Origin of the sequence: Burkholderia sp. 567, assembly GCF_040545115.1 — a bacterium.
Lineage (GTDB): Bacteria > Pseudomonadota > Gammaproteobacteria > Burkholderiales > Burkholderiaceae > Burkholderia > Burkholderia ambifaria.
Window position 1 is genome coordinate 523,511 of record NZ_JBEPLG010000002.1, and the last position, 24,113, is coordinate 547,623.

The 24,113-nt window shown below is 66.6% G+C and carries 21 protein-coding genes; 14 read left to right on the forward strand and 7 right to left on the reverse strand.

All coding sequences use genetic code 11. The annotated features are described in order from the left end of the window. Positions 1-7: 7 nt before the first annotated feature. Both tssC and tssB read right to left on the reverse strand, forming a co-directional pair. Entirely contained in the window at positions 8-1,558 is a 1,551-nt protein-coding gene (gene tssC, locus ABIC50_RS07830) for a type VI secretion system contractile sheath large subunit (RefSeq protein WP_006750267.1), read from the reverse strand. A 73-nt stretch (positions 1,559-1,631) separates the two neighbouring features. Continuing rightward, positions 1,632-2,144 carry a type VI secretion system contractile sheath small subunit gene (gene tssB, locus ABIC50_RS07835; RefSeq protein WP_354162835.1) on the reverse strand — a complete coding sequence of 171 codons (513 nt, stop codon included), beginning with the start codon at positions 2,142-2,144 and terminating at the stop codon, positions 1,632-1,634. 579 nt (positions 2,145-2,723) lie between these two features. Here tssB and tssK point away from each other — a divergent pair. From tssK to tssE, 6 genes are all read left to right on the forward strand, one after another. After that, positions 2,724-4,073: a type VI secretion system baseplate subunit TssK gene (gene tssK, locus ABIC50_RS07840; protein ID WP_354162837.1), complete on the forward strand. Its 1,350-nt coding sequence runs from the start codon at positions 2,724-2,726 to the stop codon at positions 4,071-4,073. Between the two features lie 80 nt (positions 4,074-4,153). Beyond that, positions 4,154-4,828, forward strand: coding sequence for a DotU family type IV/VI secretion system protein (locus ABIC50_RS07845; RefSeq protein ID WP_354162840.1), 675 nt, complete (start codon positions 4,154-4,156; stop codon positions 4,826-4,828). An 11-nt stretch (positions 4,829-4,839) separates the two neighbouring features. Further along, positions 4,840-6,603 carry an OmpA family protein gene (locus ABIC50_RS07850; protein WP_354163651.1) on the forward strand — a complete coding sequence of 588 codons (1,764 nt, stop codon included), beginning with the start codon at positions 4,840-4,842 and terminating at the stop codon, positions 6,601-6,603. Between the two features lie 94 nt (positions 6,604-6,697). Further along, positions 6,698-7,183: an Hcp family type VI secretion system effector gene (locus ABIC50_RS07855; protein WP_006750272.1), complete on the forward strand. Its 486-nt coding sequence runs from the start codon at positions 6,698-6,700 to the stop codon at positions 7,181-7,183. 94 nt (positions 7,184-7,277) lie between these two features. Next, positions 7,278-9,986 (forward strand): type VI secretion system ATPase TssH, encoded by a 2,709-nt coding sequence (tssH, locus tag ABIC50_RS07860; RefSeq protein WP_354162843.1) that lies wholly within the window; start codon positions 7,278-7,280, stop codon positions 9,984-9,986. Further along, positions 9,983-10,405 (forward strand): type VI secretion system baseplate subunit TssE, encoded by a 423-nt coding sequence (gene tssE / locus ABIC50_RS07865; RefSeq protein WP_175677265.1) that lies wholly within the window; start codon positions 9,983-9,985, stop codon positions 10,403-10,405. Before tssH ends, tssE begins: the two co-directional genes overlap by 4 nt. 10 nt (positions 10,406-10,415) lie before the next feature. Here the strand turns inward: tssE and ABIC50_RS07870 are convergent, their stop codons facing one another. Further along, positions 10,416-11,201 carry an NAD(P)H-dependent oxidoreductase gene (locus ABIC50_RS07870; protein WP_354162846.1) on the reverse strand — a complete coding sequence of 262 codons (786 nt, stop codon included), beginning with the start codon at positions 11,199-11,201 and terminating at the stop codon, positions 10,416-10,418. Positions 11,202-11,287: 86 nt separating this feature from the next. On the opposite strand from ABIC50_RS07870, the gene ABIC50_RS07875 reads away from it, so the two are divergent. Together ABIC50_RS07875 and ABIC50_RS07880 are read left to right on the forward strand one after the other, a co-directional pair. Then, positions 11,288-12,181: a LysR family transcriptional regulator gene (locus tag ABIC50_RS07875; RefSeq protein WP_175705449.1), complete on the forward strand. Its 894-nt coding sequence runs from the start codon at positions 11,288-11,290 to the stop codon at positions 12,179-12,181. Between the two features lie 133 nt (positions 12,182-12,314). Continuing rightward, complete coding sequence (locus ABIC50_RS07880; RefSeq protein ID WP_006750278.1) at positions 12,315-12,719, forward strand: DUF2471 family protein; 405 nt, start codon at positions 12,315-12,317, stop codon at positions 12,717-12,719. A gap of 179 nt (positions 12,720-12,898) precedes the next feature. Here ABIC50_RS07880 and ABIC50_RS07885 read toward each other — a convergent pair whose 3' ends face one another. Beyond that, the gene (locus ABIC50_RS07885; RefSeq protein ID WP_354162848.1) at positions 12,899-14,932 is read right to left on the reverse strand and encodes an oxidoreductase; all 2,034 of its coding nucleotides are present in this window, start codon (positions 14,930-14,932) and stop codon (positions 12,899-12,901) included. A 75-nt stretch (positions 14,933-15,007) separates the two neighbouring features. On the opposite strand from ABIC50_RS07885, the gene ABIC50_RS07890 reads away from it, so the two are divergent. After that, complete coding sequence (locus ABIC50_RS07890) at positions 15,008-16,090, forward strand: AraC family transcriptional regulator (protein ID WP_354162851.1); 1,083 nt, start codon at positions 15,008-15,010, stop codon at positions 16,088-16,090. 9 nt (positions 16,091-16,099) lie between these two features. On the opposite strand, the gene ABIC50_RS07895 is transcribed toward ABIC50_RS07890, so the two are convergent. The 3 genes from ABIC50_RS07895 to ABIC50_RS07905 form a co-directional block, all read right to left on the reverse strand. Further along, complete coding sequence (locus ABIC50_RS07895; protein ID WP_354162853.1) at positions 16,100-16,549, reverse strand: aconitase X swivel domain-containing protein; 450 nt, start codon at positions 16,547-16,549, stop codon at positions 16,100-16,102. Continuing rightward, on the reverse strand, positions 16,542-17,789 hold the full coding sequence (locus ABIC50_RS07900; protein WP_354162856.1) for an aconitase X: 1,248 nt from the start codon (positions 17,787-17,789) through the stop codon (positions 16,542-16,544). The genes ABIC50_RS07895 and ABIC50_RS07900 overlap by 8 nt, the downstream gene beginning before the upstream one ends. 66 nt (positions 17,790-17,855) lie before the next feature. After that, positions 17,856-18,284: a MarR family winged helix-turn-helix transcriptional regulator gene (locus ABIC50_RS07905; protein WP_354162859.1), complete on the reverse strand. Its 429-nt coding sequence runs from the start codon at positions 18,282-18,284 to the stop codon at positions 17,856-17,858. 106 nt (positions 18,285-18,390) lie between these two features. Here ABIC50_RS07905 and ABIC50_RS07910 point away from each other — a divergent pair, with 106 nt between their 5' ends. The 5 genes from ABIC50_RS07910 (at position 18,391) to ABIC50_RS07930 (ending at position 24,066) form a co-directional block, all read left to right on the forward strand. After that, entirely contained in the window at positions 18,391-19,311 is a 921-nt protein-coding gene (locus tag ABIC50_RS07910; protein WP_126226682.1) for a LysR family transcriptional regulator, read from the forward strand. A gap of 107 nt (positions 19,312-19,418) precedes the next feature. After that, positions 19,419-19,850, forward strand: a complete 432-nt coding sequence (locus ABIC50_RS07915) for a MarR family winged helix-turn-helix transcriptional regulator (protein ID WP_354162862.1) — start codon at positions 19,419-19,421, stop codon at positions 19,848-19,850. Between the two features lie 65 nt (positions 19,851-19,915). Further along, positions 19,916-21,007, forward strand: a complete 1,092-nt coding sequence (locus ABIC50_RS07920) for an HlyD family secretion protein (protein WP_354162864.1) — start codon at positions 19,916-19,918, stop codon at positions 21,005-21,007. A 13-nt stretch (positions 21,008-21,020) separates the two neighbouring features. Then, a complete protein-coding gene (locus ABIC50_RS07925) occupies positions 21,021-22,595 on the forward strand; it encodes a DHA2 family efflux MFS transporter permease subunit (protein ID WP_212061907.1) in 1,575 nt (524 codons plus the stop codon). A gap of 16 nt (positions 22,596-22,611) precedes the next feature. Further along, on the forward strand, positions 22,612-24,066 hold the full coding sequence (locus tag ABIC50_RS07930; RefSeq protein ID WP_354162867.1) for an efflux transporter outer membrane subunit: 1,455 nt from the start codon (positions 22,612-22,614) through the stop codon (positions 24,064-24,066). The last annotated feature ends 47 nt before the right edge of the window (positions 24,067-24,113 follow it).

The following is a 24,113-nucleotide window of genomic DNA, read 5'->3' on the forward strand; positions in this document are numbered from 1 at the left end:
CGTCAGATCAGTTCTTGGACTTCGGCATCTGCGACACGAGCGACAGCCCGATATCCATCCCTTCGACCTGGAAGTGCGGGACGATGAACAGCTTGATCCGGAAGAAGCCCGGGTTGTCCTCGATGTCCTCGACCGTGACCTTCGCCTCGCGCAGCGGATGCGACGCCTGCAGTTCGTCACCCGGATCCTTCATCTCGGTCACGAGCCCCTTGATCCAGTTGTTCAACTCGAGCTCGAGCAGACGACGATCCTTGGTCGTGCCGATGTTCTCCCGCTGAATCAGCTTCAGGTAGTGCGCGATGCGCGACAGCAGGAAGATGTACGGCAGCCGTGCGTTGATACGGCTGTTCGCGGTCGCTTCCCGGGTCTCGTACAGCGCCGGCTTCTGCGCCGAGTTCGCGGAGAAGAAGCACGCGAAGTCGTGGTTCTTGTAGAACGACAGCGGAATGAAGCCGAGATTCGCGAACTCGAATTCGCGGGTTTCGGGGATCAGCACCTCGGTCGGGATCTTCGGCTGGTGGCCGGTGCCGAGGTCGTACAGGTGAACCGGCAGATCCTCGACCTTGCCGCCCGCCTGCGGACCGCGGATCTGCACGCACCAGCCGTTGCTAACAAAGCTGCGCACCATGTTCGCCGCGAACGCGAACGACGCATTCATCCACAGGTACTTGTCGTGGTCGGGGCCCTTGACGGCCTCCTCGTAGTTGAATGCCCGCACCGGTGCCGTGTCCTTGCCGTACGGCAAACGGCCGAGCACGCGCGGCATCGTCAAGCCGACGTAACGTGCATCGTCGGTATCGCGGAAGCTCTTCCACTTGATGTACTCGGCGCGATCGAAATAGTTGCCGATATCCTGGATCGCGGCGACTTCCTCCATCGACTGCTTGCCGAAGAACGCCGGGCCGACCGAGCCGATGAACGGCATGTGCGCGGCGGCCGCCACCTTCGAGATGTTGCGCAGCAGTGCGACGTCCATCGGCGAATTCGCGAACTCGAAGTCGCTGATCATCGCGCTGATCGGCTGGCCGCCCGGCGTGTCGTATTCCTCGATGTACGTCAGGCGATACAGGCCGCTCTGGATCAGTTCCGGCGTATCCTCGAAGTCGCGCTGCAGCGCGTCCTTCGACACGTCGAGCACTTCGATGCGTGCGTTCTTGCGGAAATCAGTGCGGCTCACGAGCATCTTCAGGCCGCGCCAGCGTGCCTCGAGCGCCTGGAATTCCTGCGTATGCATCACGGCGTCGAGCTGGCGGCTGATCTGCCGGTCGATCTGGCCGATATGGAAATCGAGCAGCGACTTGTCGAGGCGGTCCACCGGCTGGCTCGCGTTAGCGACGAGTTCGAGGAATGCGCCCATCCCGCGCGCGATGCGCTCATCGGCCGACGCCTCGGACAGCATGTCGTTGTCGCGGAACGCCTCGAGCGGGCGTGCTTCGCTGACGGGCTTCAGGTTGATCTTGCTGCACAGCGACGCATAGACGCTGTCGATATCCCCGTGCGGGGCGTCCAGCACGACGGTCTCGCTCGCGCCGGCGTGCTGCGTTTCAGTGGATTTCATGGCGTGTCCTGTCTGCGATCGAATCGCTACGATGTTGCGGAATGCGCTGAACGCGCGTTTTTCCCGGCGCGTGTCACGCATGCCCTTCCGGCTGCGTCGCGGCGGTCGCGATCTGCGCGAGTTCGCCGCGCAGCTTCGCGGACAGGCGATCGTCCTTCAGCACCTTCTCGAACTCGCGACGGAACGTGCCGTTGTCGAGCAGGTTCGATTTCAGGTCGCGCAGCAGATTGCGCATCGCGAGGAGCGCCTGCAGCTCGGGAATCTGGCGCGCGACCTGCTCGGGCGCGAAATCCCTGATCGAGCGGAACGACAGGTTGACGGGCAGTTCCGAACCGTCGCCGGCCAGCGTGTTGTCCGCGGCGATCCTGAGATCCGGCGCATAGTCGGCCAGCACGGCATCGAAGTTGTTCTTGTCGATGTTCACCTTCTTGCGCTCGGCAAGCGGCGCCTGCTCACGGCCGGCACTGAAGTCGCCGGCGACCAGCAGCTTCAGGGGCAACTCGACCTTCTTCTGCGCTCCACCCGTATGCAGGTCGAGCGTGATCGACACCCGGCTCTTCGGGATCTCTCGCTGAAAGCTATCCAATTCGTTCTCCTTATCTCAGGAAGCTTGAAGACTCCGCGACACGCACCCGCAAGTCATGGGTGCATCGCCGTCCGTAACGCCCATGCCAACCCCGCAACGTGCATCGACGAACGGCCCATCCGGATATTCGCGGCCCGATATCCGACTCAGGCGGCAGAAAATATCACGCCCTTTGTCGGCGAGTAAACCCGAAACACGGAAAATTGAAAATTAACGACACAAGTTCTTTTGCAAATAAGACTAGTCCGATTCCCTGATGCATTCCAGACACGCTGTCCGAATCCCCCACGCTCGCCCGCAAATCACTATCAATCAAATTTACAACGATCTCACAACTGCTTGATTTATATGCGACCTCCACAAAAAACACGGAACACAAAATCTCAATAAAAATTCCACTCGACACAGCTCGCACCGACGAAACACCCCGCACCCAATAAATCTCAAAATAAACACCCTATTTATCTCAATTTATTCGAGACACTTCTCAACAAATTCGAATAAAACGGGGTATACGAAATCAGAAAACGATGTATAGAATCGGCGCCTCATAATTCCTACATCGGTATTGACCACACCATGCGGATCGACAAACCGCTCTGGCATGAAGGGCTGATTCTTACGCAGCAGCATTTCCAGCAGCAGGAGCGCTGGAACGGGTTCGCGCTGCAACAACTGGCGTCGGCTGTCGCCGTATCGTCATGGGGAACGCTGAACGTCGACATCGACGAGGAGGCACTGTCCTCTGGCCGCCTGAAGCTCGCGCGGCTGCAATTGCGTTTCCCTGACGGCACGCCGATCGACACGACCGTCGCCGACGCGTTGCCGCCGGCGCGCGACCTCGTCGGCGAAATTCCCGCCGATACGCAGACCGTCGACGTACTCGCCGCGCTCGCGCTACCGGACGCGAACGGCAGCAACTGCCGTTTCGACGAAACGGCGCTGGCCCGCCCGCGTCGCGCGTATCGCGAGTTCGTCAAGGTGACGGACCTGAACGGCTCGGCCGAAACCGAAATTGCCGCCGAGCGTCACGCCGTCCGGTTGCTGTTCGGCTTCGAATCGCACGCCGACGACACGGCATGCGCGATCGCACGCCTGACGCGCACGACGAGCGGGCAGTTCCAGGTCGATCGCCGATACGTGCCGCCCTGTCTCGCGCTATCCGGGCACACGCTGCATATCGAGCGTATTCGGCGGATCGCCGACATCCTCGCCGCCAAAAGTGCGCTCCTCGGTGCGCGCCGCAGCGAGCGCATCGAGCAGGTGGCCGAGTATGGCGTCGCCGACGTCCAACTGTTCTGGCTCCTGCATTGCATTCACCAGGCGTGGCCGCAACTGCGCTTCCTCGCGTCGCATCCGGCGCAGCCGACCGATCGCCTGTACCAGGTGCTCGCCCAGCTGGCCGGCTCGCTGATCACGTTCTCGACGCGCGTGTCGCTGACCGACATTCCGCCGTACGACCACGCGAGCGCCCATGACGTGTTCGCGGCGCTCGAATCGCTGATCCGCGATCTGCTCGACGCGATCATTCCGTCGCGCGTCGTCTCGATCGGGCTCTCGCATACGACGCCTACGACCTGGGTCGGTCAGTTCCGCGACGAGCGCATCGTCGAAGATGCCGCGGACTGGTATCTGTCCGTCAATGCCGCGTTGCCGGCGTTCGAGCTGCTCGAACAGTTTCCGCGCCTCTGCAAGATCGGCGCACCGGACGACGTCGAGCACATCGTCAATTCCGCGGTGGCGGGAATTCCGCTCAAAGCCGTGCAGCGGGTGCCCGGCGCCATACCGGTCCGGCTGGACAACCACTATTTCGCGCTCGATGCGCACGACGCCGCGCATGCGCGGATGCTCGCCGCGCGCGCTTGCCAGATCTATCTGCCCGCGTCGATTCCGGACGCGTCGCTCGAACTTTATGCGGTGCTGCGCTGATGAATGCCGTCGCCTCCCTGCGTCACGAAACCGCGCTGCTTGCGCGCGATCCGTCATCCGGTCATTCACATCGAGCCTCCATGCGTGCGCTGTTGCGCGATACCGCATTGCTCGTCAGTCAACTGTCGAACGGCGGCCAGGTCGACAACGCCGCGAGCCTGCGTGAGCAGTGCCGCCTGCTGGTCGCGCAGTTCGCGACCGCGCTCGATGCGCAAGGCATTGCCGCGGACGTACGGGACGACGCGATCGTCGCCCAGTGCGGCCTGATCGACGAAGCCGCACTGCGGCACCTGCCGGCTTCCGCCAAGGCGAAGTGGGAATCCACGCCGCTGCAGGTCGAGCGATTCGGCACGCACGATGCAGGCACGCGCATCTACGAGCGGCTCGACTACCGGATGCGCGAGCCCGTGCCGAACGTCGACCTGCTCGAATGCTATGCGGCCGTTCTCGGCCTGGGATTCCGTGGCCGGTATGCCGCCCGCTCGGGGCCGTCCGCGGGCGCCCATGACGGTGAGGCGAAACGTCAGGCACTGACCGCCGCGCTGGTTGCACAGATCGATCAATTGCGCCCGGCAGTCCGCCCGGGGTTCGTCACCGATCGCTCCAGCACGCGACTGCTCGACCGGCTCAGGCATGTGTCGCCTTGGGTGGTCGCGGGCGCGGCGTGCGTCATCGCGATACTCGTCTGGTTCGCGTGGGATCGGATCCTCGATGCCGAACTGGCCCAACTCATCCAGCAAGCGAAACGGCCGTGAGTTCGGGCACCATGCTCCCCACGGCGGCAACCCGCGCCGATTCCAATGCGGCACGCGCGGCGTTGTCGGGCCTCGGCTATCCGCTCAGGACGGTCGTGACGCTGTCCGCGGCACTGGCACTGGCTGTCGTCGGGTGGGTTGTACCCATCGAGCGCGGCGTCATGTGGGGATGGGTAGCGCTCGTCGTCGCGCTTTCCGCGCTGATCGTCTGGTTGCATTCGCGCGGATTGACGCGCGCCCGCGAACAAAACGTTCAGGTGATTGCGCAACTGGGCGCGGCGACCGCCGACCTGCCCGTCACGATGCGCACGAGAATGCCGCTCGCGCTCGTCACGGGCGACGGTCTGTCCGCGTTGTTCGATCGCGATACGGCCATGTCGCGTTTCGTACATGTCGGCGACGGCGCGATCTGGTTGCGAGCCGACCGCCCTCAGGATCTTCCACGGCTTGCGGTCGCGGTCCGCCAGTGGCGGGACGGTCATGCGCCGGATTGTGTCGTGCTGGCGGTCGCACCGGCCGTTCATGCGAACGACGACACGCTGTCGCAGTCGCTGCGCGTGATCCGGCAAGCCGTAGCCGATGCGTCCCGCATGCTCGGCACGTCGCTGCCGGGCTATGTCGCCCTCTATCAGCGGCTCTCGAACGCAAATGCCGCGACGACGACGCAGGCTGTCGAATCGGCGGCCCGGTGGTATGGCATGTCGACCGGATCGGCCATCGTCAACACGCATCGCTTCGACACCGCGATCGACGCGGCCGAGTCGGATGCGCTTCATGCCGACGGAAGTCCGGCGGTCGCGGCACGCGCCGCCGGCGTCGCATCGATGATCGGATGGACCCGACGCGTCGTGTTCGACACGCTGACGGATCGACGCCAGCCCGCATCGCCGTGGCCGTTGTTCGGCGCGGGCTGGATCGACCGTGGCCCGGCGAGCGGCCCCGGCAAACCGTGGGAACGTGAAGTCCGCAGCCTGACAGGTATCGCCCCGGCCGCACTGCCTGCGTCGCCGACGCCATGGCCATTGCCGCAACCGTTGATCGACGCGATGCCGCGCCGCACGTGGCGGTCGCCGCGCATCACCGCCGCCGCGCACGTCATCGCGATCGTCGCCTGCGCCGCAATCGCCGCCATCTGCGGCGCCGCAAAGAACAACGATGCGCTGATGACCCGCATCGGCGAGCACCTCCAACACTACAACCGTATCCCCGCCACGCACGACACGGCCAAACGCGACGCGCTCCGCGTCCTTGTGTCGGACCGCGATCAGTTCGACCGGTACGCACGGGTCGGCGTGCCGCTCCGGCTGTCGTTCGGCACCTATCGCGGCGCACCGCTGCTGCCCGTCCTCAACGACGCAATCGCGTCGTACGAACCGCCCCCGCCGCCGCCCGCCGTCGTCACGCTGGACAGCATGTCGCTATTCGACAGCGGCAAGGCAAGGCTCCGAACGGGCACCACGCGCGCGATGGTCGAGGCGCTCGAACTGATCAAGGCACATCCGGGCAAACGCGTGCTCGTCGCCGGCTATGCGGACGATCAGGGTCGGCCCGATCGCAATCTGAAGCTGTCGATCGATCGCGCGTCGGCCGTGCGCGACTGGCTCGTCGAAGCGTCCGGTATCCCGTCGACACGGTTCGCGATCCAGGGCTACGGCGATACGCGGCCGGTCGCGGACAACGCCACGCCGGAAGGGCGGGCGAAGAATCGTCGGGTCGAGATCACGCTCGTGCCCGATACACCGGTGCCTGCCGTCCCGACCGGCGCCGCGAGGTAACACGCGTTTGGGTTCCCGGGGCAGTCGCCCCGGGTTTATCAGCGCCGGAATCCGGTTCCGGCGATTCGCAGTACGAAGAAGAAGGAGTGAACAAATGGCAATTCCGGCCTACATGTGGCTCAAGGACGACGGTGGCGCGGACATCAAGGGTTCGGTAACCGTCCAGGATCGCGAGGGTAGCGTCGAACTGGTCGCGTTCGATCATGGCGTGCACATTCCGACCGACGGCAATACGGGCAAGCTGACCGGCACGCGCGTGCACAAGCCGATCACGCTGACGAAGGAGACCGACGCGTCGACGCCGTACCTGTACAAGGCCGTGACGAGCGGCCAGACGCTGAAGTCGGTCGAGATCAAGTGGTATCGAATCGACGACGCGGGCAAGGAAAAGGAATACTTCAACACCAAGCTCGACAACGTGAAGATCGTCGCGGTGAAGCCGAAGATGCTCGACATCAAGAACCCCGACTACGAGAAGCACAACCATCTCGAAGACGTGGAACTGCGTTACGAGACGATCACGTGGTCGTACAAGGACGGCAACATCATCCACAAGGACACCTGGAACGAACGTTCCTGATGGACTGACCGGCTGGCGGAATCCGTCGCGCTTGCGCGGCGGGATTCCGCTCCTGCGGGCGCCCGCCCTCTTCCCTTCCTGATCCGATACCGACATGACGCCGCCGCTCCGGGACGCTTCCCATCTCATTCGCCGCCTCAATCCTCACTGCACGCGCACACTCGAAGCCGCGGCGAATCTGTGCCAGACCCGGCTCGCGGACGAAATCGCGGTCGAGCACTGGGTGCTGAAGCTGATCGAAGCCGACGACGGCGACATTCCCGCGCTGCTGCGCCACTACGACCTCGACATCGACGCCGTGTGGGATGCGATGATCGACGTGATCGAGCGCATGCCACGCACGTTGCGCGGCATGCCGGCGCTGTCGAGGCAACTCGCCACGGTGCTGGAGGATGCGTGGGCGCATGCGACCGCCGACGATCCCGACGACTCGATTCGTTCGGGGCACCTGCTGCAAGCGATCGTCGACGCCCCTCATGTGCTGCGCACCCAGCGTGCGTGGCCGCTGCTGTCCGTCTCCAGCGCGCAGATTCGTCGCGTGCTGCCCCGGCTCGGGCGGCGCTCGTGCGAAAACGCGGTTGACGACCCCGTATCGGCACGCGAAGCCGACTCGACCGGCGATCCGCGCGCAACCGGAACGCCGACGTCGGCGGCCGCAGCACACCCTGCCCCCACGCGCGCGATCGAGCGCGACGCACTCGCGCGCTTCACCCTCGACATCACCGAAAAGGCGCGCCGCGGCGAGATCGACCCCGTCTTCGGACGCGACCGCGAAATCCGGCAGATGATCGACGTGCTCGCGCGCCGCCGCAAGAACAATCCGATCCTGGTTGGCGAGCCGGGCGTCGGCAAGACCGCGCTTGTCGAAGGGCTCGCCTTGCGCGTGATCGACGGCGGCGTGCCGGAAACGATCCGCGACACGCGCATCCTGACGCTCGATCTCGGCTTGCTGCAGGCCGGCGCCGGCGTAAAGGGCGAATTCGAACAACGGCTGAAGAACGTGATCGACGAAGTGCGAGCTTCGACGACACCGATCCTGCTGTTCATCGACGAGGCGCACACGTTGATCGGTGCCGGTAACGCGGCAGGCGGCGCCGATGCCGCCAACCTGCTCAAGCCGGCGCTCGCACGCGGGGAGTTGCGCACGATCGCGGCCACCACGTGGGCCGAATACAAGCAATACTTCGAACGCGATGCGGCGCTCGAACGGCGCTTCCAGGTCGTCAAGGTCGACGAGCCGGACGACGAAGCCGCCTGCCTGATGCTGCGCGGGCTCGCGAGCCGCTATGCGGCCCATCACGATGTTCACATCCGCGACGAGGCGATCGTCGCGGCCGTGCGCCTGTCGCGCCGCTACATTCCGGCGCGCCAGTTGCCGGACAAGGCCGTGGATCTGATCGATACGGCAGCCGCGCGCGTGCGGATGGCACTCGACGTCCTGCCGGCGGAACTGCAACAGGCACATGCCGCGCTGGCGGCACTCGAGCTGGAACGCGCGGCGCTCGATGCGGACGCCCGCGCGGGTATCGCCGGCATCGCGGAACGCCGTGCCGCAATCGATACGGAGCACGACGCGATGCGCGACACGGCCGACACGCTGCTCGGTCAGTACGCACGCGAGCGCGAACTCGTCGATGCACTGCGCACGCTTCGTGGTGCGGCCGACCCCGCGCCTGATCCGGCCGACGTAATCAATGCGATCGACGCGCTGGCGAGCGCTCAGGGAAAGTCGCCGATGATCTCGCCCGACGTCGACGCACAATCGATCGCGCGCGTCGTCGCCGAATGGACGGGCGTACCGGTCGGCAATCTCGTCGAGGACGAACTGCGCAGCCTGCTCGCGCTCGAGTCCACGCTCGCGACACGCGTGGTCGGACAGGACGATGCGATCGGTGCATTGGCGGAGAGCCTGCGCACCGCCAAAGCTGGCCTGAAAAGCGAGCACGCGCCGCTCGGCGTATTCCTGCTCGCCGGGCCGTCCGGCGTCGGCAAGACCGAGACGGCGCTCGCGCTCGCCGACGTGCTGTTCGGCGGCACCGCGGCGCTGACGACGATCAATCTGTCGGAGTACCAGGAAGCGCACACGGTATCGCAGCTCAAGGGTTCGCCACCCGGCTATGTCGGTTACGGACGCGGCGGCGTGCTGACCGAAGCCGTGCGTCAGCGTCCGTACAGCGTCGTGCTACTGGACGAAGTGGAGAAGGCGCATCGCGACGTGCTCGATATTTTCTATCAGGTGTTCGATCGCGGCACGATGCGCGACGGCGAAGGGCGCGAGATGGATTTCCGCAACTGCGTGATCGTGATGACGTCCAATCTCGGCAGTACGCAGATCGACGACGCGACGGCCGAGAACGCGTCGATCACGCAGGTCGCGTTGCGCGAAGCCATTCATCCGCAGCTGGTCGCGCATTTTCAGCCGGCGCTGCTCGCACGCTTCCAGACGCTCGTCTATCGGCCGCTCGATACCGCGTCGCTTGCATCGATCGTACGGATCAAACTGGACAAGATAGCCGAACGCCTGCATCGGCAACACGCCGTCACGCTCACTTGCGACGACGATCTGATCGAATCGATCACGCAGCACTGCGTGTCATGGGAATCCGGCGCACGCGGTGTCGATGCATTCCTGAACCAGCGTGTACTGCCCGTCGTGTCCCGTGAGCTGCTTGCCCGGATGGCAACGGGTGTCACGCCGCGACACATCGTGCTGTCGACCGGCGTTGAAGGTGCGTTGACGATCGATTTCGTCGATGCCGCGGCCACGACCGATAACCGCATCGAGCAACTGAACCACCGATGACCGCCGGCCCCTCCCTCTATGACATGCTGCTCGGCCAAATCGGCGGCGAGCCGATCGGCGCCTACGACGACCGGACGCTCGAATGCCTGAGCGTGCAGCAGAACGTGCGCCGCATTCTCAATACGCGGGCCGGCGCGCTCAAGCACCTGCCCGACTACGGGTTGCCCGACCTCACGAACATCTACAAGGCGCTACCCGCGTCGGCGCATCTGCTCAAGCAGCAGATGGAAGCCACGCTACTGAAGTACGAGCCGCGCATCCGTTCGATCGACGTCGCGATCGTCGAGAACCGCGATCCCGGCATCCTGGTCAGCTTCGAAATGACCTGCCACCTGAAGAACACGGGACTCGTGCGCTTCGGCACCTACTTCGAACCGCCGGGCCGCCTGCGCATCGAGCGGCGCATCGACCGGCCGTGATCGCACACCGTCACTGCTCGTGCGCGAGGTGCGCGGCAAATCCCGCCTTCTCCGGCGCGATCCCAGCCTTCAGCGTCAGCGCCGGAATGTCGTAGTCCCCTGCATTCTGCCGCCGGAACGGAAGCGGCCGTGCGGTCCACAGTTCGTCCAGACGCTTGCCGAGCGCCGCGCGGGTTTCCTCGAAGCGCGCGTCGTTCATCCGCCCCGTCCGGTAGATCACGAACGGCGGCAGCACGTCGAACCCCGGGTAATACAAAATCCCGTGCTGGATCGGAAACAGCACGTCGTCGATCGGCCCGTTGATGCCACGCGCGCTGTAGTGCGACTCCCAACCGCCCGTCGTGACGATCACCATCGCTCGCTTGCCCGCCAGCGAGCCCTCGCCGTAACGGTCGCCCCAATGCTGGTCGGAATGCTCGCCGACGCCGTACGCGAAGCCGTACGCATACACACGCTCGACCCAGCCCTTCATGATCGCCGGCATCGAGAACCACCACAGCGGAAACTGCAGGATCACCGCGTCGGCCCACTTCAGCTTGTCCTGTTCGCGCGCGATGTCGTCGCGCTGCGTGCCCGTTTCGAACGCACGCTTCGAATCGAGCGCGGGATCGAAGCGCGCATCGGGCGCACGGTCGGTCACGTCATGCGCGTCGAACGCGGCCTTCCAGTTCATCGCATACAGATCAGTCACCTGCACGGCATGGCCGGCCGCTTCGAGATGCTCGACCGCGAAGTCCCGCAACGCGCCGTTCAGCGAACGCGGTTCGGGATGGGCATAGACGATCAGCACATTCATGTTCACTACTCCGTTGATTGAATGACTGCAGGATGCCGTCGCCAACGGTATATTGGAAATGAATTCCCGATATTCCAGGTATAACCATGAATAATCTCAGACGACTGGACCTGAACCTGCTGGTCACGCTCGACGTGCTGCTCGCCGAGCACAACGTCACGCGGGCGGCTGAAAAACTGAACATGTCGCAGCCGTCGGTCAGCGTGCAGTTGCAGAAACTGCGCGACCTGTTCGGCGATCCGCTGCTGCTGCCGGGGCCGCGCGGGATGCGGCCGACCGCCCGCGCCGAGACGCTGCGCGAGCCGTTGCGGGACGCGCTCGACGCGCTCGAGCGGGCGGTGCTGACGGCCACGCCGTTCGATCCGGCGACCGCGACGAACACGTGGCGCGTGGCCGCCACCGACTACGGCGAATCGACGATCGTGCTGCCCGCGCTGAACACGCTGCGCTCGGCCGCCCCCGCTACGCGGCTCGCCGTCGTCGAACTCGTGCCGCCGCGCATCGAGCAGGACGCGGAGCGCAACGGCATCGACCTGGCCTTCCATACCAGCGAAGGGTCGCCGGACGGCATGCGGCGCCTGCCGCTGTTCGTCGAGCGATACGTGCTCGTCGGTCGTGCCGGTCATCCGAAGCTGAAACGGCGCCCGACGCTCGCGCAGTTCAGCACGCTCGAACACGTGATCGTGTCGCCCGACGGCGGCGGCTTCTTCGGCGTGACGGACGAAGTGCTCGCAAAAGCGGGCGCTGCGCGGCGTGTCGTGCTGTCGGTTCCGCATTTCCTGTTCGTGATGTCGGCCGTCGCCAGCACCGATCTCGTCGCGATGCTGCCTGAGCGGCTGGTCCGCAACATACCCGCATTACGCGTCGTGGAAGCGCCGGTCGAAGTCCCCGGCTATGAGATGTCCATGCTGTGGCACGAACGCGTGCATCGCGATCCCGCGCATCGATGGCTGCGCGAGACGATCGCCGCGTCGGTGTGAATCGCCGCACGCTGCACACGCATATTCATTCAGCACTTGAAACCGCCCCAAACACTGTATATATTTACAGTGCTTTTGCACCATTTGACCCGAATTCCGTCACCCACGACGGACGGACTTTTGTGAGGCGACCATGTTTCAGTCATCCGCATTCGATCCCGAGCAACCCGGCTTCAACCCCGGCCACTTCGAGCGCGCCGCGCAGCGCGCGGTCGTCGATCTGCAGCGTGTCGTCGGCGGCCCTGCGCAGCGCGCGCTCGGCCTGCGACGCCGCACGCATCCGGCCGCCGTCCGCACGATGAGCTGGCAGGCGCTGCTGAACGTCGAGGAACTCGCGTTCTCGAACGCCGGTTTCCTGAGCCGCAACGATCCGACCGTCGTCGACGCGTTCATCCGCCTGCGCGACAGCCGACTGGTCGCGGCGGACGTCGAGGAGCCGGTCGACTGGCGTCGCGATGACGACGACCTGCCGGCCGTCTACCTGATCGTCAAGGCGATGCTGGAAGCGGAAGAGGAGGAACGGGCCGAAGCGGCCTGATACACGCGGGCCGGGAGCGGATGGCCGTGTGTGGGGATCCCGCCGCGTGGTGACGCGGCACATCGGTTCGACGTGCTCAACCTCCCTGTGGAATCACGGAGCGGAAAACCGCACGCCGTCGCGCAGGCAAACCACCGCCGCGCGACGCACACCGCCCCGGCACCCGAAACGATTCCCCATTACAGCCGCGCGGCAAGCCGCGAACCCTGATCGATCGCACGCTTCGCATCGAGTTCGGCAGCCAGTTCCGCGCCGCCGATCAGATGCACCGATCGTCCGGCCGCCTGCAGCGGCACCAGCAGCGCACGCTGCGGTTCCTGCCCCGCGCACAGCACGATCGTGTCGGCTTCGATCAGTTCGTGATCGGTGCGCTGTTCACCGTACGACACGTGCAACCCGCGCGCATCGATCAGTTCGTAGTTCACGCCGCCGATCATCTTCACCTGCTTCATCTTCAGCGTCGCGCGGTGAATCCAGCCGGTCGTCTTGCCGAGCCCCTTGCCGAGCGGCGCGGCCTTGCGTTGCAGCAGCGTCACTTCGCGCGCGGGCGGCCCGACCTGCGCACGCGTCACGCCGCCGCGCGTCGCGGCCGGATCGGTCACGCCCCACTCCGCTTTCCACTCTTCCAGATCGAGCGTCGGCGACGCACCGTCCTGCACCAGATACTCGGCGACATCGAAGCCGATGCCGCCCGCGCCGATCACCGCGACACGCCGGCCGACCGGCTGCCTGCCGGCGAGCACGTCGATATAGCTGAGCACATTCGGCCCGTCCTGCCCGGGAATCTTCGGGTCGCGCGGCGCCACGCCGGTGGCGAGCACGATCTCGTCATAGCCGCCCGCGATCAGGTCGCTCGCGGCGACGCGGCGGTTCAGGTGCAGGTTCACGCCGGTCAGCTCGACCTGCCGGCCGAAGTAACGCAGCGCTTCATCGAACTCTTCCTTGCCCGGGATCCGCTTCGCCATGTTGAACTGGCCGCCGATCTCCGCAGCCGCGTCGAACAGATCGACGTGGTGGCCGCGCTGCGCGAGCACGGTCGAGCATGCGAGCCCGGCCGGCCCCGCGCCGACGACCGCGATGCGCTTCGGCTGTTGCACCCGCGTGTAGACCAGCTCCGTCTCGTGGCACGCGCGCGGGTTCAGCAGGCACGACGCGATCTTGTTCTTGAACGCGTGATCGAGACACGCCTGGTTGCAGCCGATGCAGGTGTTGATCTCGTCGGCGCGGCCCTGCGCGGCCTTGACGACGAACTCGGCATCGGCAAGGAGCGGACGCGCCATCGACACCATGTCCGCGCAGCCGTCCGCGAGAATCTGCTCGGCCACTTCGGGCCGGTTGATCCGGTTGGTCGTCACGAGCGGGATGCCGACCTCGCCCTTCATCTTCCTGGTCACCCACGCAAACGCGCCGCGCGGCACCGACGTCGCGATCGTCGGCACGCGCGCCTCGTGCCAGCCGATCCCCGTGTTGATGATGGTCGCGCCCGCGCGCTCGACGGCCTTCGCAAGCTGCACGGTCTCGCGCCAGTCGCTGCCGTCCGGAATCAGGTCGAGCATCGACAGCCGGTAGATCAGGATGAAGTCGCGCCCGACCGCTTCGCGCGTGCGCTCGATGATCTCGATCGGCAGGCGGATGCGGTTTTCGTACGAACCGCCCCACTGATCGCCGCGCTTGTTCGTATGCATCGAGATGAACTGGTTGATCAGGTAGCCCTCGGAGCCCATGATCTCGACGCCGTCGTAGCCGGCCTCGCGCGCGAGCTGCGCGCAGCGGACGAACGCCCGGATCTGCCGCTCGACGCCGCGCGCGCTGAGCTCATGCGGCGCGAACGGCGAGATCGGCGACTTGATCTTCGACGGCGCGACCGCGAATGGGTGGTAGCCGTAGCGGCCGGTATGCAGGATCTGCAGCGCGATCTTGCCGTCGTCCGCATGCACGGCGTCGGTGATCACGCGATGGCGCCGCGCGCCGGCGGACGTCATCAGCGTGCCGCCGAACGGCTTGGTCCAGCCGGCCACGTTCGGCGCGAAGCCGCCGGTCACGATCAGGCCGACGCCGCCGCGCGCCCGTTCGGCGAAATAGTCGGCGAGCCGCGGCAGCGTCTTGCGGCTGTCCTCGAGGCCCGTGTGCATCGAGCCCATCAGCACGCGATTCTTCAGCGTGGTGAAGCCGAGGTCCAGCGGTGCGAGCAGGTGCGGAAAGGGGGTCGTCATGATGAGTCTGCCGGTAAGCGATGGGTGTCATCGTAGGCGCGCGCCGCCTTGAACGTGAGGGGGCAAACAGCCATAATGCTTGTCATTTCCGGCCAAATCGACATGACCTCCCCGTCACGCAAGGATCACCTCGGGCTGCGCCGACCGACGATTCCGGTCGCCTATCCGCGCCTGCTGCTGCAGGCGCTGGCCGCGCGCGGCGTCGATCTGGCCGCGGTGCGCGCCGGCACCGGGCTGCGCGACGCGGTATTGGCCGAACCGGACGCACGCGTCGCGCCGTCGCAATGGGGCCGGCTCGTGCTCAACGCGATCGAGATCGGCGGCGATCCGGGCATCGGGCTCGCGTTCGGACTGCTGCTGAAGCCGACCGTGCACGGCTTCCTCGGCTATGCGACGCTGACCGCGCGGGACATCCGCGACGCGCTGGTCGTCACGCAGCGCTACTTCCGGATGCGCAATCGCCAATATCGTCTGACCTACGCGGAGGACGAACACGGCGCAACGCTCGAACTGCACGGCGTGCAGGCGAGCCCCGTGCTGCAGCATCACGTGATGTTCGAGTTCGTGCTGACCGGGCTTGCGCAAAATATCTCGCAGTGGTCCGGGCGCGCGTCGCCGCCGATCGCGCTGCGCTTCGCGTGGCCGGAGCCCGGCTATTTCGCGCGTTATCGCGACCAGTTGCCGCCGGTCGAATTCGGCTGCGCGGCGAATGCGCTGTGGATCGCGCGCGACGTGCTCGACTGGCCGCTGCCGCTCGCCGACGAAGTCGCACACCGGCAGGCGCTCGTGCAGGTCGAGCGCGAGTATGCGCAGGTGCGTCAGGAGGAAGGCGATCTGGTCGAGCGCGTGCGCGCGGAACTGGCGCGCACGGCCGGCGACTATTCGAGCCCGGAGGCGCTCGCCGACGCGCTGCTCGTGTCGACGCGCACATTGCGGCGCCGGCTCGAGGAAGCCGGGTCGAGCTATCGGCAACTGCTCGACGAAGCGCGGTTTCGCGATGCGAAGCAGTTGCTCGCGGCCTCGGATCTCGATCTGAAGACGATCGCCGAGCGGCTGCAATTCACCGACCCGGCGAACTTCACGCGGGCGTTTCGACGGTGGGCCGGGCAGACGCCCAGTGCCTATCGGGAAGCGGCCGGCGATCCGGCGCGCGAGTAAGCGGGAAGGTCAGCTGTCGACGTCAATCCGCGCGCCGCCATCACCTTCGCGTGCCTCGATCCGCACCGGCCCCGATGACGCGACAATCGCGTCATACACGTCGTCCGTCACGCAGACCACCGGCACCGCGATCGCATAGAGCTCCGCCGCCACGATCGCGCCGATCGAGATGATCAGGTCGCGCTCCTTCATCACGATCCCGACCGGCCCCGTGCCGTTGCGCACCGCTTCCGCGAGCACGCTGCTGCTCGAACTCGAGCCCTTCGCGTGTGGCATCACCATGATCCGGCCGGCCAGGCTTGCGCCGGCCTGCGGATGCCCGCGATCGACGATCCGCCCCGCGCCCGAGTCGTAGCCGCCCCAGAAGCTGAGCGGCTTGTCGAGCACGATCGTGTTCGCGCAGGCGCTGCCCGGCACGAGCGTGTCGCCCGTCAGTTGCCCCGTCGTTGCGTCAGTCATCGAATCGCACCTTTCCGTCGAACGCGGAGCGCACGCACTCGCGCATGCTGCCGTATGCGACCGTGACGCCAATGTTCGCGGGCGCATACGACGCCCACTTCCCCGAGTTGGTCATTACCAGGCCCGACAGCTGTTTCATCACCGGCGTGATGTACGTGCAGGTGTCGACGACGATCTGGACGCCGCGCGCATCGAATTTGCCGGCGAGCCCGAGCTCGCCCAGCTCCCACAGGATGAAGCGGCTCGTGTTCACGTAGAAATCGCACTTCGGCTTGCCGTCGAACTGGTCGAGCAGCGCGTCGAGCGTGCGGAATTCGGCCAGCGAAAAATGCGGCGTGCCGAGCGCGACCGCGACGAGCGCATCGCCGGCCGCGCCATGATTCAACGTGCGGCGGATCTCGTCGAGGTCGGCCATCGCGACATCGACCGTTCGCTGCGCCGCCTGCCCGTGCAACGCGGCGTCGAGCGTCGGCGCCTCGGGCGTGACGCCCACCGCATGGAACAGCGCGACGGCCCCGCTCGATGCGGCGGCCGCGCCGAGCGCCTTGAGTTCGTCCTCGGTGGTGTCCGCGGGCAGCCCGACGATCGCAGGGACGATCGCGCCCGCGATCCTGCCGATCAGCAACCCGAGCGCCGCGAAATAGATGTCGCGCGACGGCCGGTTGCCGAACTCTGGCGCGTTGAATACGATCCGCGCCGCGCGATTCGATTCGACGTGCAGGCCCGCATACGGCGCACGCCCGGTGATCGCGGCGGCCAGATCGAGAAAGTCGCCATAGCGGCTGGTACGCGCACCGAGCACCGAATTCGCGAACACGATCGCATTGGATTCGGCCCACGCGATCTGCTCGCCCACACGCGGACGATGCTTCAGCTGATACGGCGCGCACGTGAAGCTCGATTCGCAGCCGAGCTGCAGGTGCGCCTCCATCAGCCGCCGCGCGTCGCGCTCGATCGTGCGATCGCCGTGATACAGCTCGGGATGGATCAGGTCGAGCGACCCGACGTTCAGGGTGGTCGGCACCGCCACTCGCGCGCCGGTGTCGACGAAATACTCGACGAAGTCGAGGCTCGTCCGGCCGTGGTAAAGGCAGCCGTCGATATGCGCGGACGTGATGTCGATCAGGTGCGGCGCCGACATGACCTCGGCCGTGCGCGTGACGATCCGCATCGCGCGTGCGACGCCGTCGCCGAATGCGCCGCGCAACATCGCGTCGTCGCGCTCGCTCAACTGCAGCATGGGGGTGCTCCTCGTGTCTCGTCCGGCGGGCCAGGATCGCTTTTGTCATACTACCGCGCGTGGCGGCTATCGCTGCGCCGTCAGGCTGAACAGTTCGTCGCGCAGCGCCTTGGCGCGGTCGCGGCCGAACTGCGTGTCGAACTCGTCCTGCGCTGCCTGCCACGCGACTTTCGCCTGCGCATAGGTGCGCTCGCCGAGCTTCGTCAGGCTGAGCGCGTGCGCGCGTGCGTCATGCTCGGACGCGGCCGCGGCGACGAATCCGTCGCGCTGCAGCGGCTTGAGCGCGCGCAACAGCGTGGTGCGGTCCATCACCAGCGTATCGGCAAGCTCGCTCATCACGAGGCCCGGCCGGCGCGACAGGTTCGCCATGATCGAGAACTGCGCGGGCGTGACCCCGACCGGGCCCAGATGCCGCTCGTAGAGTTGCGTGACGAAGCGCGCCGCCTGACGCAGCGCGAGGCAATTGCAGGCCTGGGCGATCTGGATATCGTTCATGATCGGCAATTTATATGTGCATATGCATAAAGTCAATGTACACTCCGCCGTAACATGGCCGGGCCGGCCGCTTGCACCGCGCCGCCATCGCCGCGAGGAGACGAACATGGACTACATCGACAAGCTGCGGATCTTCCGGTCGGTGGTGGAAATGCGCAGCTTCACGCGCGCCGCCGACATGCACGGCCTCGCGCGGCCGGTCGTGTCGCGGGCGGTCGCGGATCTCGAGGCGCGCTTCGGCAGCCGCCTGCTGCACCGGACCACGCGCCAGGTCTCGCTGACCGAAACCGCCGAGCGCATCTACGAACGCTGCGCGGCCGTGCTCGACGAACTCGACTCGCTGGAAGCGCAGGCGCAGTCGCACACGCGCGAGCCCGAGGGGCTGCTGCGCCTCGTCGCGCACACGACGGCCGCGCTGAACCGGCTCGTACCGCTGATCGCCGGCTTCAAGGCCGCGCATCCGAAGGTGCGCCTCGACGTCACGCTGACCGAGCGCCCGGTCGACCTCGTCGGCGAAGGCTACGACATCGGCATCGTCGTGCCGTACATGCTGACGAGCGAAACGACCGTGGTGCGCCTGGTCGAACGCATTCCGGTGGTGATCGTCGCGACGCCCGCGTATCTGCGCGCGCATCCGCGCCCCGAAACGCCGGCCGCGCTCGCCGAGCATGCGTTCGTGCCGCTGTCGCCGTCGCTGCGCCGGCCCGCGCTGTCGTTCCGCGTCGACGGCGACACGCTGACCGTGCCGTTGAGCTTCGACATCTCGTCGAACAGCCCCGTCTTCAACCGCGAAATGGTGATGCACGACTTCGGCATCGGCGTCGTGCCGAGAACGCTCGTCGAGGCCGAACTCGCGTCGGGCGCGCTCGTGCAGTTGCTGGAAGACGCCGATCTGGTCGACGCGTTCGTGGAGATCAAGCTCGCTTACGCGAACCGCGCGCTGCTGCCCGCGAAGGTCAAGGCGTTCATCGACTACACGGCCGCGTACTGCGACCACGATGGCCGGATTGTTCCCGCCGCCGCCTGATCCGGCGCGAAAACGCGCCGTCCGGCCGCCGATTGGTACAGCCACGACACCAATCTGATCCCGCGCCGCCGCTCGCTTCAGCCCGCCTCGCCACCTAATATGTGCACATGCACACGACCACCCTCACCGATGACGATTGCTTCGCGGTCCGGCAGGCCGCGCGGCGAATCTCGCAGTTCTACGAGCGCTATCTGTCGCGGGCGGGCGTCACGCCGTCGCAGTACAGCATTCTCGCGCTGCTGCGGGAGCGCCCGGGCCTGACGATGGCGACGCTGTCGGCGGTGCTGGTGATCGAGCGCACCGCGCTCCTGCGCGCGCTCAAGCCGCTGATCGGCGCGGCGCTCGTGACGGGCCGGATGGAGCCGCGTTGCCGCCGCCAGACGTTCGCGCTGACCGAGCACGGCGAAGCCAGGATCGCCGACGCGCACGTGCACTGGCTCGCCGCGCAGCAAGCATTCGAGCAGCGGTTCGGGTCGACCCAGGCGGCCCGCCTCAGAGACGAATTGTTTCGGATCACGCACAACCTGCCGGAGCGCTAGCCCCCTTTCCCGATCGATGCGACATCGTCGATCGTTTTGATAAGTGCATATACATAGGTGACTCGATGGAAACGACCCAAGCCGCTGCTTCCCGCGAAGCAGCCACAATCGACCCGCCCGCGAAGCAGCAGCGCCGCGTGCCGTGGATGCGTATCGCGGTGGGCGCCGTGGTCGTCGTCGTGGCCGCGGCCGCGCTCGACTGGCTGTTCGTGCTGCGCTTCCAGGAAAGCACCGACGATGCGTATGTCGGCGGCGACGTCACCGTGCTCGCGCCGAAGGTGAACGGCTTCGTCGACAAGATCCTCGTGACCGACAACCAGCGCGTGAAGGCCGGCGACGTGCTCGTGCAGCTCGATGCGCGCGACTACGATGCGAAGCTCGCGCAGGCCGCCGCGGAAGTCGACAGCGCGCGCTCCGCGGTGACGGAACTCGAAGCGAAGCAGCAGCTGCAATACGCGGTGATCGGCCAGCACGCGGCGGACCGCAATGCGTCGTCGGCCGAGCTCACGCGGGCGTCGTCCGACCGCGTGCGCTACCGCGAGCTCGTCAAATCCGATGCGGTGTCGAACCAGATCGTCGAGCGCGCGGATGCCGACTATTCGAAGGCGGACGCGGCCGTCGCCCGCAGCGACGCCGCGCTGCTCGCATCGAAGCGGCAGCTCGACGTGCTCGGCGCGCAGCTCGCCGATGCGCGGGCCCGCGTGAACACGGCGCTCGCCGCGCAACGCGTCGCCGCGCTCAACGTCGAGTACACGACGATCCGCTCGCCGGTCGACGGTTACGTCGGCAACCGTACGAGCCGCGTCGGGATGCTCGCGAATGTCGGCGTGCCGCTGTTGACGGTCGTGCCGGCGTCGGGGCTGTGGATCGACGCGAACTTCAAGGAAGACCAGCTGCGCAAGATGCGCGCGGGCGATCGCGTCGACGTCACGCTCGATGCGTCGAGCACGCGCCTGCACGGCCGCGTCGACAGCCTCGCGCCCGCGACCGGCGCGACCTTCAGCGTGCTGCCGCCCGAGAACGCGACCGGCAACTTCACGAAGATCGTCCAGCGCGTGCCGGTGCGCGTGCATCTCGATCCGCAGGCGGGCCTCGAGCACGTGCTGCGCCCCGGCCTGTCCGCGGCCGTGACGGTCCACACCGACCACGCGAACTGACCGGGAGCCGACCATGACCACCGCGTTTTCCGGCGACCCCGCGTCGCAACCGACGAAGCAGCGCGTCTTCGCGTTCGCGCTGATGTGCGTCGGCTTCTTCATGGCGACGCTCGACATCCAGATCGTCGCGTCGTCGCTGCGCGACATCGGCGGCGGCCTGTCCGCCAGCCAGGACGAGCTGTCGTGGGTGCAGACGGCCTACCTGATCGCCGAGATCATCGTGATTCCGATGTCCGGCTGGCTGTCGAAGGTGATGTCGACGCGCTGGCTGTTCGTCGCGTCGGCGGTCGGCTTCACGATCACGAGCATGCTGTGCGGGCTCGCGTGGGACATCAACTCGATGATCCTGTTCCGCGGGCTGCAGGGCGCGCTCGGCGCCGCGATGATCCCGACCGTGTTCACGACCGCGTTCGTGCTGTTCCCGGGCAGGCAGCGGCTGATCGCGTCGACGACGATCGGCGCGCTCGCGTCGCTCGCGCCGGCGATCGGGCCGGTGATCGGCGGCTGGATCACCGATCAATGGTCGTGGCACTGGCTGTTCTACCTGAACCTGGTGCCGGGCATCGCCGTGGCCGTGCTGGTGCCGCGCTACGTGCATATCGACGAACCCGACCCGAGCCTGCTCAAGCGCGGCGACTATCTCGGCATCGCGCTGATGTCGGGCTTCCTCGGCTGCCTCGAATACGTGCTGGAGGAAGGCCCGCGCAAGAACTGGTTCAGCGACGACGCGATCGTGATCTGCGCGTGGATCTCAGCCATCTGCGGCTTCCTGTTCATCGTGCACGCGCTGACCGCGGACGATCCGGTCGTCGACCTGCGCGCGCTCGCCGTGCGCAACTTCGGGATCGGCAGCCTGCTGTCGTTCGTGACGGGCATCGGCATCTTCGTGACGGTGTTCCTCACGCCGCTGTTTCTGTCGCAGGTGCGTGCGTTCAGTTCGCTGCAGATCGGCATCGCACTGCTGTCTGTCGGCGCGTTCCAGCTGCTCGCGCTCTGCGCGTATGCGTTCGCCGCGCGCTACTTCAGCATGCGCGCGCTGCTCGTGTTCGGGCTTGTCTGCTTCGGCCTCGGCTGCTACCTGTACACGCCGATCACGCACGACTGGGGCTGGCGCGAACTGCTGCTGCCGCAGGCATTGCGCGGCATCGGCCAGCAGTTCAGCGTGCCGCCGATCGTGACGATGGCGTTGGGCTCGCTGCCACAGTCGCGGCTGAAATCGGCGAGCGGCCTGTTCAACCTGATGCGCAATCTCGGTGGTGCGATCGGCATCGCGGTGAGCGCGACGATGCTCAACGACCGGCTGAACTTTCACTACCTGCGGCTGAACGAGCACGTGAGCGCCGGCGAGCCGCAGATCGCGTCGCTGCTCGATCGCCAGGCCGCGTACTGGACCTCGGTGGCCGGCAATACGCTCGATACCGCGCAGGCCGGCCTCGCGAACCTGCACCGCCTGATCTATCGCGAAGCGCTGACGCTCACCTACGCGGATGCGTACTACGCGCTGTCGCTGTGCTTCATCGTCGCGCTGATCGCCGTCGCGTTTTCCCGCCCCATTACCCTGAACGCGCCGCCGCCGGACGCGCACTGAAGCCGAGGTCATCGTTATGAAAAAGCTACTCGTCGCGCTGGCCGTCAGCGCATTCGCCGCCGGCTGCGCGGTGCAGCCCGCACAGCATCCCGCGCTGCATGAATCCGTTCAATCGCTCGCGCCCGCCGCGTGGGACACCGACGTGCCGCGCGCGGACATCGACGCCGCCGCGTGGTGGGCGCGCTTCCACGATCCCGTGCTCGACCGGCTGATCGCGACCGTGCTCGACGGCAACCTCGATCTGCAGGCCGCCACCGAGCGCGTGAAGCAGGCGCAGGCGCTGACCGTGCAGAAGCGCGCGGCGCTGCTGCCCGAACTCGACGCGACCGCGCATGCGTCCGACGCGCGCCAGAACACGCCGCCGCCGCTCGGCTACGTGCGGCAGGCCGGCATCGGGCTCGCGCTGAGCTGGTCGCCGGACGTGTTCGGCGGCGAACGGCTCGATCTGCTGGCCGCCCAGGCCGAGCTGGTCGGACAACGGCATGCGGAAGACGCGATGCGGCTCGCGCTCGCGGCCGATGCGGCGTCCGCGTACGTCGACCTGCGCTGGGCGCAGCAGGAACTGAAGATCCTGCAGGACAACGCGGCGATCCGTCGGCATGCGCTCGAGCTTACGCGCAAGCGCCAGGCGTTCGGGCTGTCGACGGAACTCGACGTCACGCGCGCGCAGAACCAGCTCGATGCGCTCGAAGCGCGGATTCCGCCGACGCAGGCGCAGATCGCGCATCAGCTCAACCTGATCGCCGTGTATTCGGGCCGCACGCCGGAATCGGTCGACCGGCTCGTGCTCGCGCAGGCCGGCGCGATTCCCGCGCCGCCCGCCGGGTCGCCCACCACGCTGCCGTCGCAGGCGCTGCTGCGACGGCCCGACGTGCTCACCGCTTACGCGCAGGTCGAACGGCGCGCGGCGCAGGTCGGTGTCGCGAAGGCCGAGCGGTATCCGAAGTTCTCGCTGAACCTGGCGGACGGGATTCTTGCCGCGTCGTACCTCGGGTTGCCGACGCTGACCGACAACCTGTTCAGCGCGGCGTTGAGCGCGACCAGCCCGATCTTCAACGCGGGGCGGATCACGGCCGACATCACGCAGAGCGAAAGCCGGATGCGCGAGTCGGAACTCGGCTTGCGGCAGACGATGTTGCAGGCGCTGCGGGAAGTCGAGGATGCGCGCGCGAACCTCGTCAGCAGCGATGAAGCGACGCGGCGGCTCGACAGTGCGCTGTCGGCGTCGGACAAGGCGCTCGGGCTGGCGAATCAGCTCTACAAGGGCGGCGCGACGGATTTTCTCGATGTGCTCTCCGCGCAGGAGGTCTATCTCCGGGACTCGGATGCGCTCAATCAGGTGAGGCGCGAGCATGCGCTCGCCGCGGTCGCGTTGTATCGGTCGCTTGGCGGTGGATGGAGCAGGAACGATGCGGCGGGCGGGACGGACACGCAAGCGGTGGCCGTCGCGGCCACGGTCGCGAAGGACTGACCACGGCCACCCAGCGACGCCTTCGTCGCCCCTGCATGCACGGGGGC

Coding starts and splice junctions, on each gene's coding strand:
- ABIC50_RS07875 (WP_175705449.1), top strand. CDS start 11,288: ATGAATAATCTCAGACGACTGGACCTGAACCTGCTGGTCACGCTCGAC.
- ABIC50_RS07850 (WP_354163651.1), top strand. CDS start 4,840: ATGCTCCCCACGGCGGCAACCCGCGCCGATTCCAATGCGGCACGCGCG.
- ABIC50_RS07915 (WP_354162862.1), top strand. CDS start 19,419: ATGCACACGACCACCCTCACCGATGACGATTGCTTCGCGGTCCGGCAG.
- ABIC50_RS07880 (WP_006750278.1), top strand. CDS start 12,315: ATGTTTCAGTCATCCGCATTCGATCCCGAGCAACCCGGCTTCAACCCC.
- ABIC50_RS07890 (WP_354162851.1), top strand. CDS start 15,008: ATGCTTGTCATTTCCGGCCAAATCGACATGACCTCCCCGTCACGCAAG.
- ABIC50_RS07870 (WP_354162846.1), bottom strand. CDS start 11,201: ATGAATGTGCTGATCGTCTATGCCCATCCCGAACCGCGTTCGCTGAAC.
- ABIC50_RS07910 (WP_126226682.1), top strand. CDS start 18,391: ATGGACTACATCGACAAGCTGCGGATCTTCCGGTCGGTGGTGGAAATG.
- ABIC50_RS07895 (WP_354162853.1), bottom strand. CDS start 16,549: ATGACTGACGCAACGACGGGGCAACTGACGGGCGACACGCTCGTGCCG.
- tssH (WP_354162843.1), top strand. CDS start 7,278: ATGACGCCGCCGCTCCGGGACGCTTCCCATCTCATTCGCCGCCTCAAT.
- tssC (WP_006750267.1), bottom strand. CDS start 1,558: ATGAAATCCACTGAAACGCAGCACGCCGGCGCGAGCGAGACCGTCGTG.
- tssE (WP_175677265.1), top strand. CDS start 9,983: ATGACCGCCGGCCCCTCCCTCTATGACATGCTGCTCGGCCAAATCGGC.
- ABIC50_RS07855 (WP_006750272.1), top strand. CDS start 6,698: ATGGCAATTCCGGCCTACATGTGGCTCAAGGACGACGGTGGCGCGGAC.
- ABIC50_RS07925 (WP_212061907.1), top strand. CDS start 21,021: ATGACCACCGCGTTTTCCGGCGACCCCGCGTCGCAACCGACGAAGCAG.
- ABIC50_RS07920 (WP_354162864.1), top strand. CDS start 19,916: ATGGAAACGACCCAAGCCGCTGCTTCCCGCGAAGCAGCCACAATCGAC.
- ABIC50_RS07905 (WP_354162859.1), bottom strand. CDS start 18,284: ATGAACGATATCCAGATCGCCCAGGCCTGCAATTGCCTCGCGCTGCGT.
- tssK (WP_354162837.1), top strand. CDS start 2,724: ATGCGGATCGACAAACCGCTCTGGCATGAAGGGCTGATTCTTACGCAG.
- ABIC50_RS07900 (WP_354162856.1), bottom strand. CDS start 17,789: ATGCTGCAGTTGAGCGAGCGCGACGACGCGATGTTGCGCGGCGCATTC.
- ABIC50_RS07885 (WP_354162848.1), bottom strand. CDS start 14,932: ATGACGACCCCCTTTCCGCACCTGCTCGCACCGCTGGACCTCGGCTTC.
- ABIC50_RS07930 (WP_354162867.1), top strand. CDS start 22,612: ATGAAAAAGCTACTCGTCGCGCTGGCCGTCAGCGCATTCGCCGCCGGC.
- ABIC50_RS07845 (WP_354162840.1), top strand. CDS start 4,154: ATGCGTGCGCTGTTGCGCGATACCGCATTGCTCGTCAGTCAACTGTCG.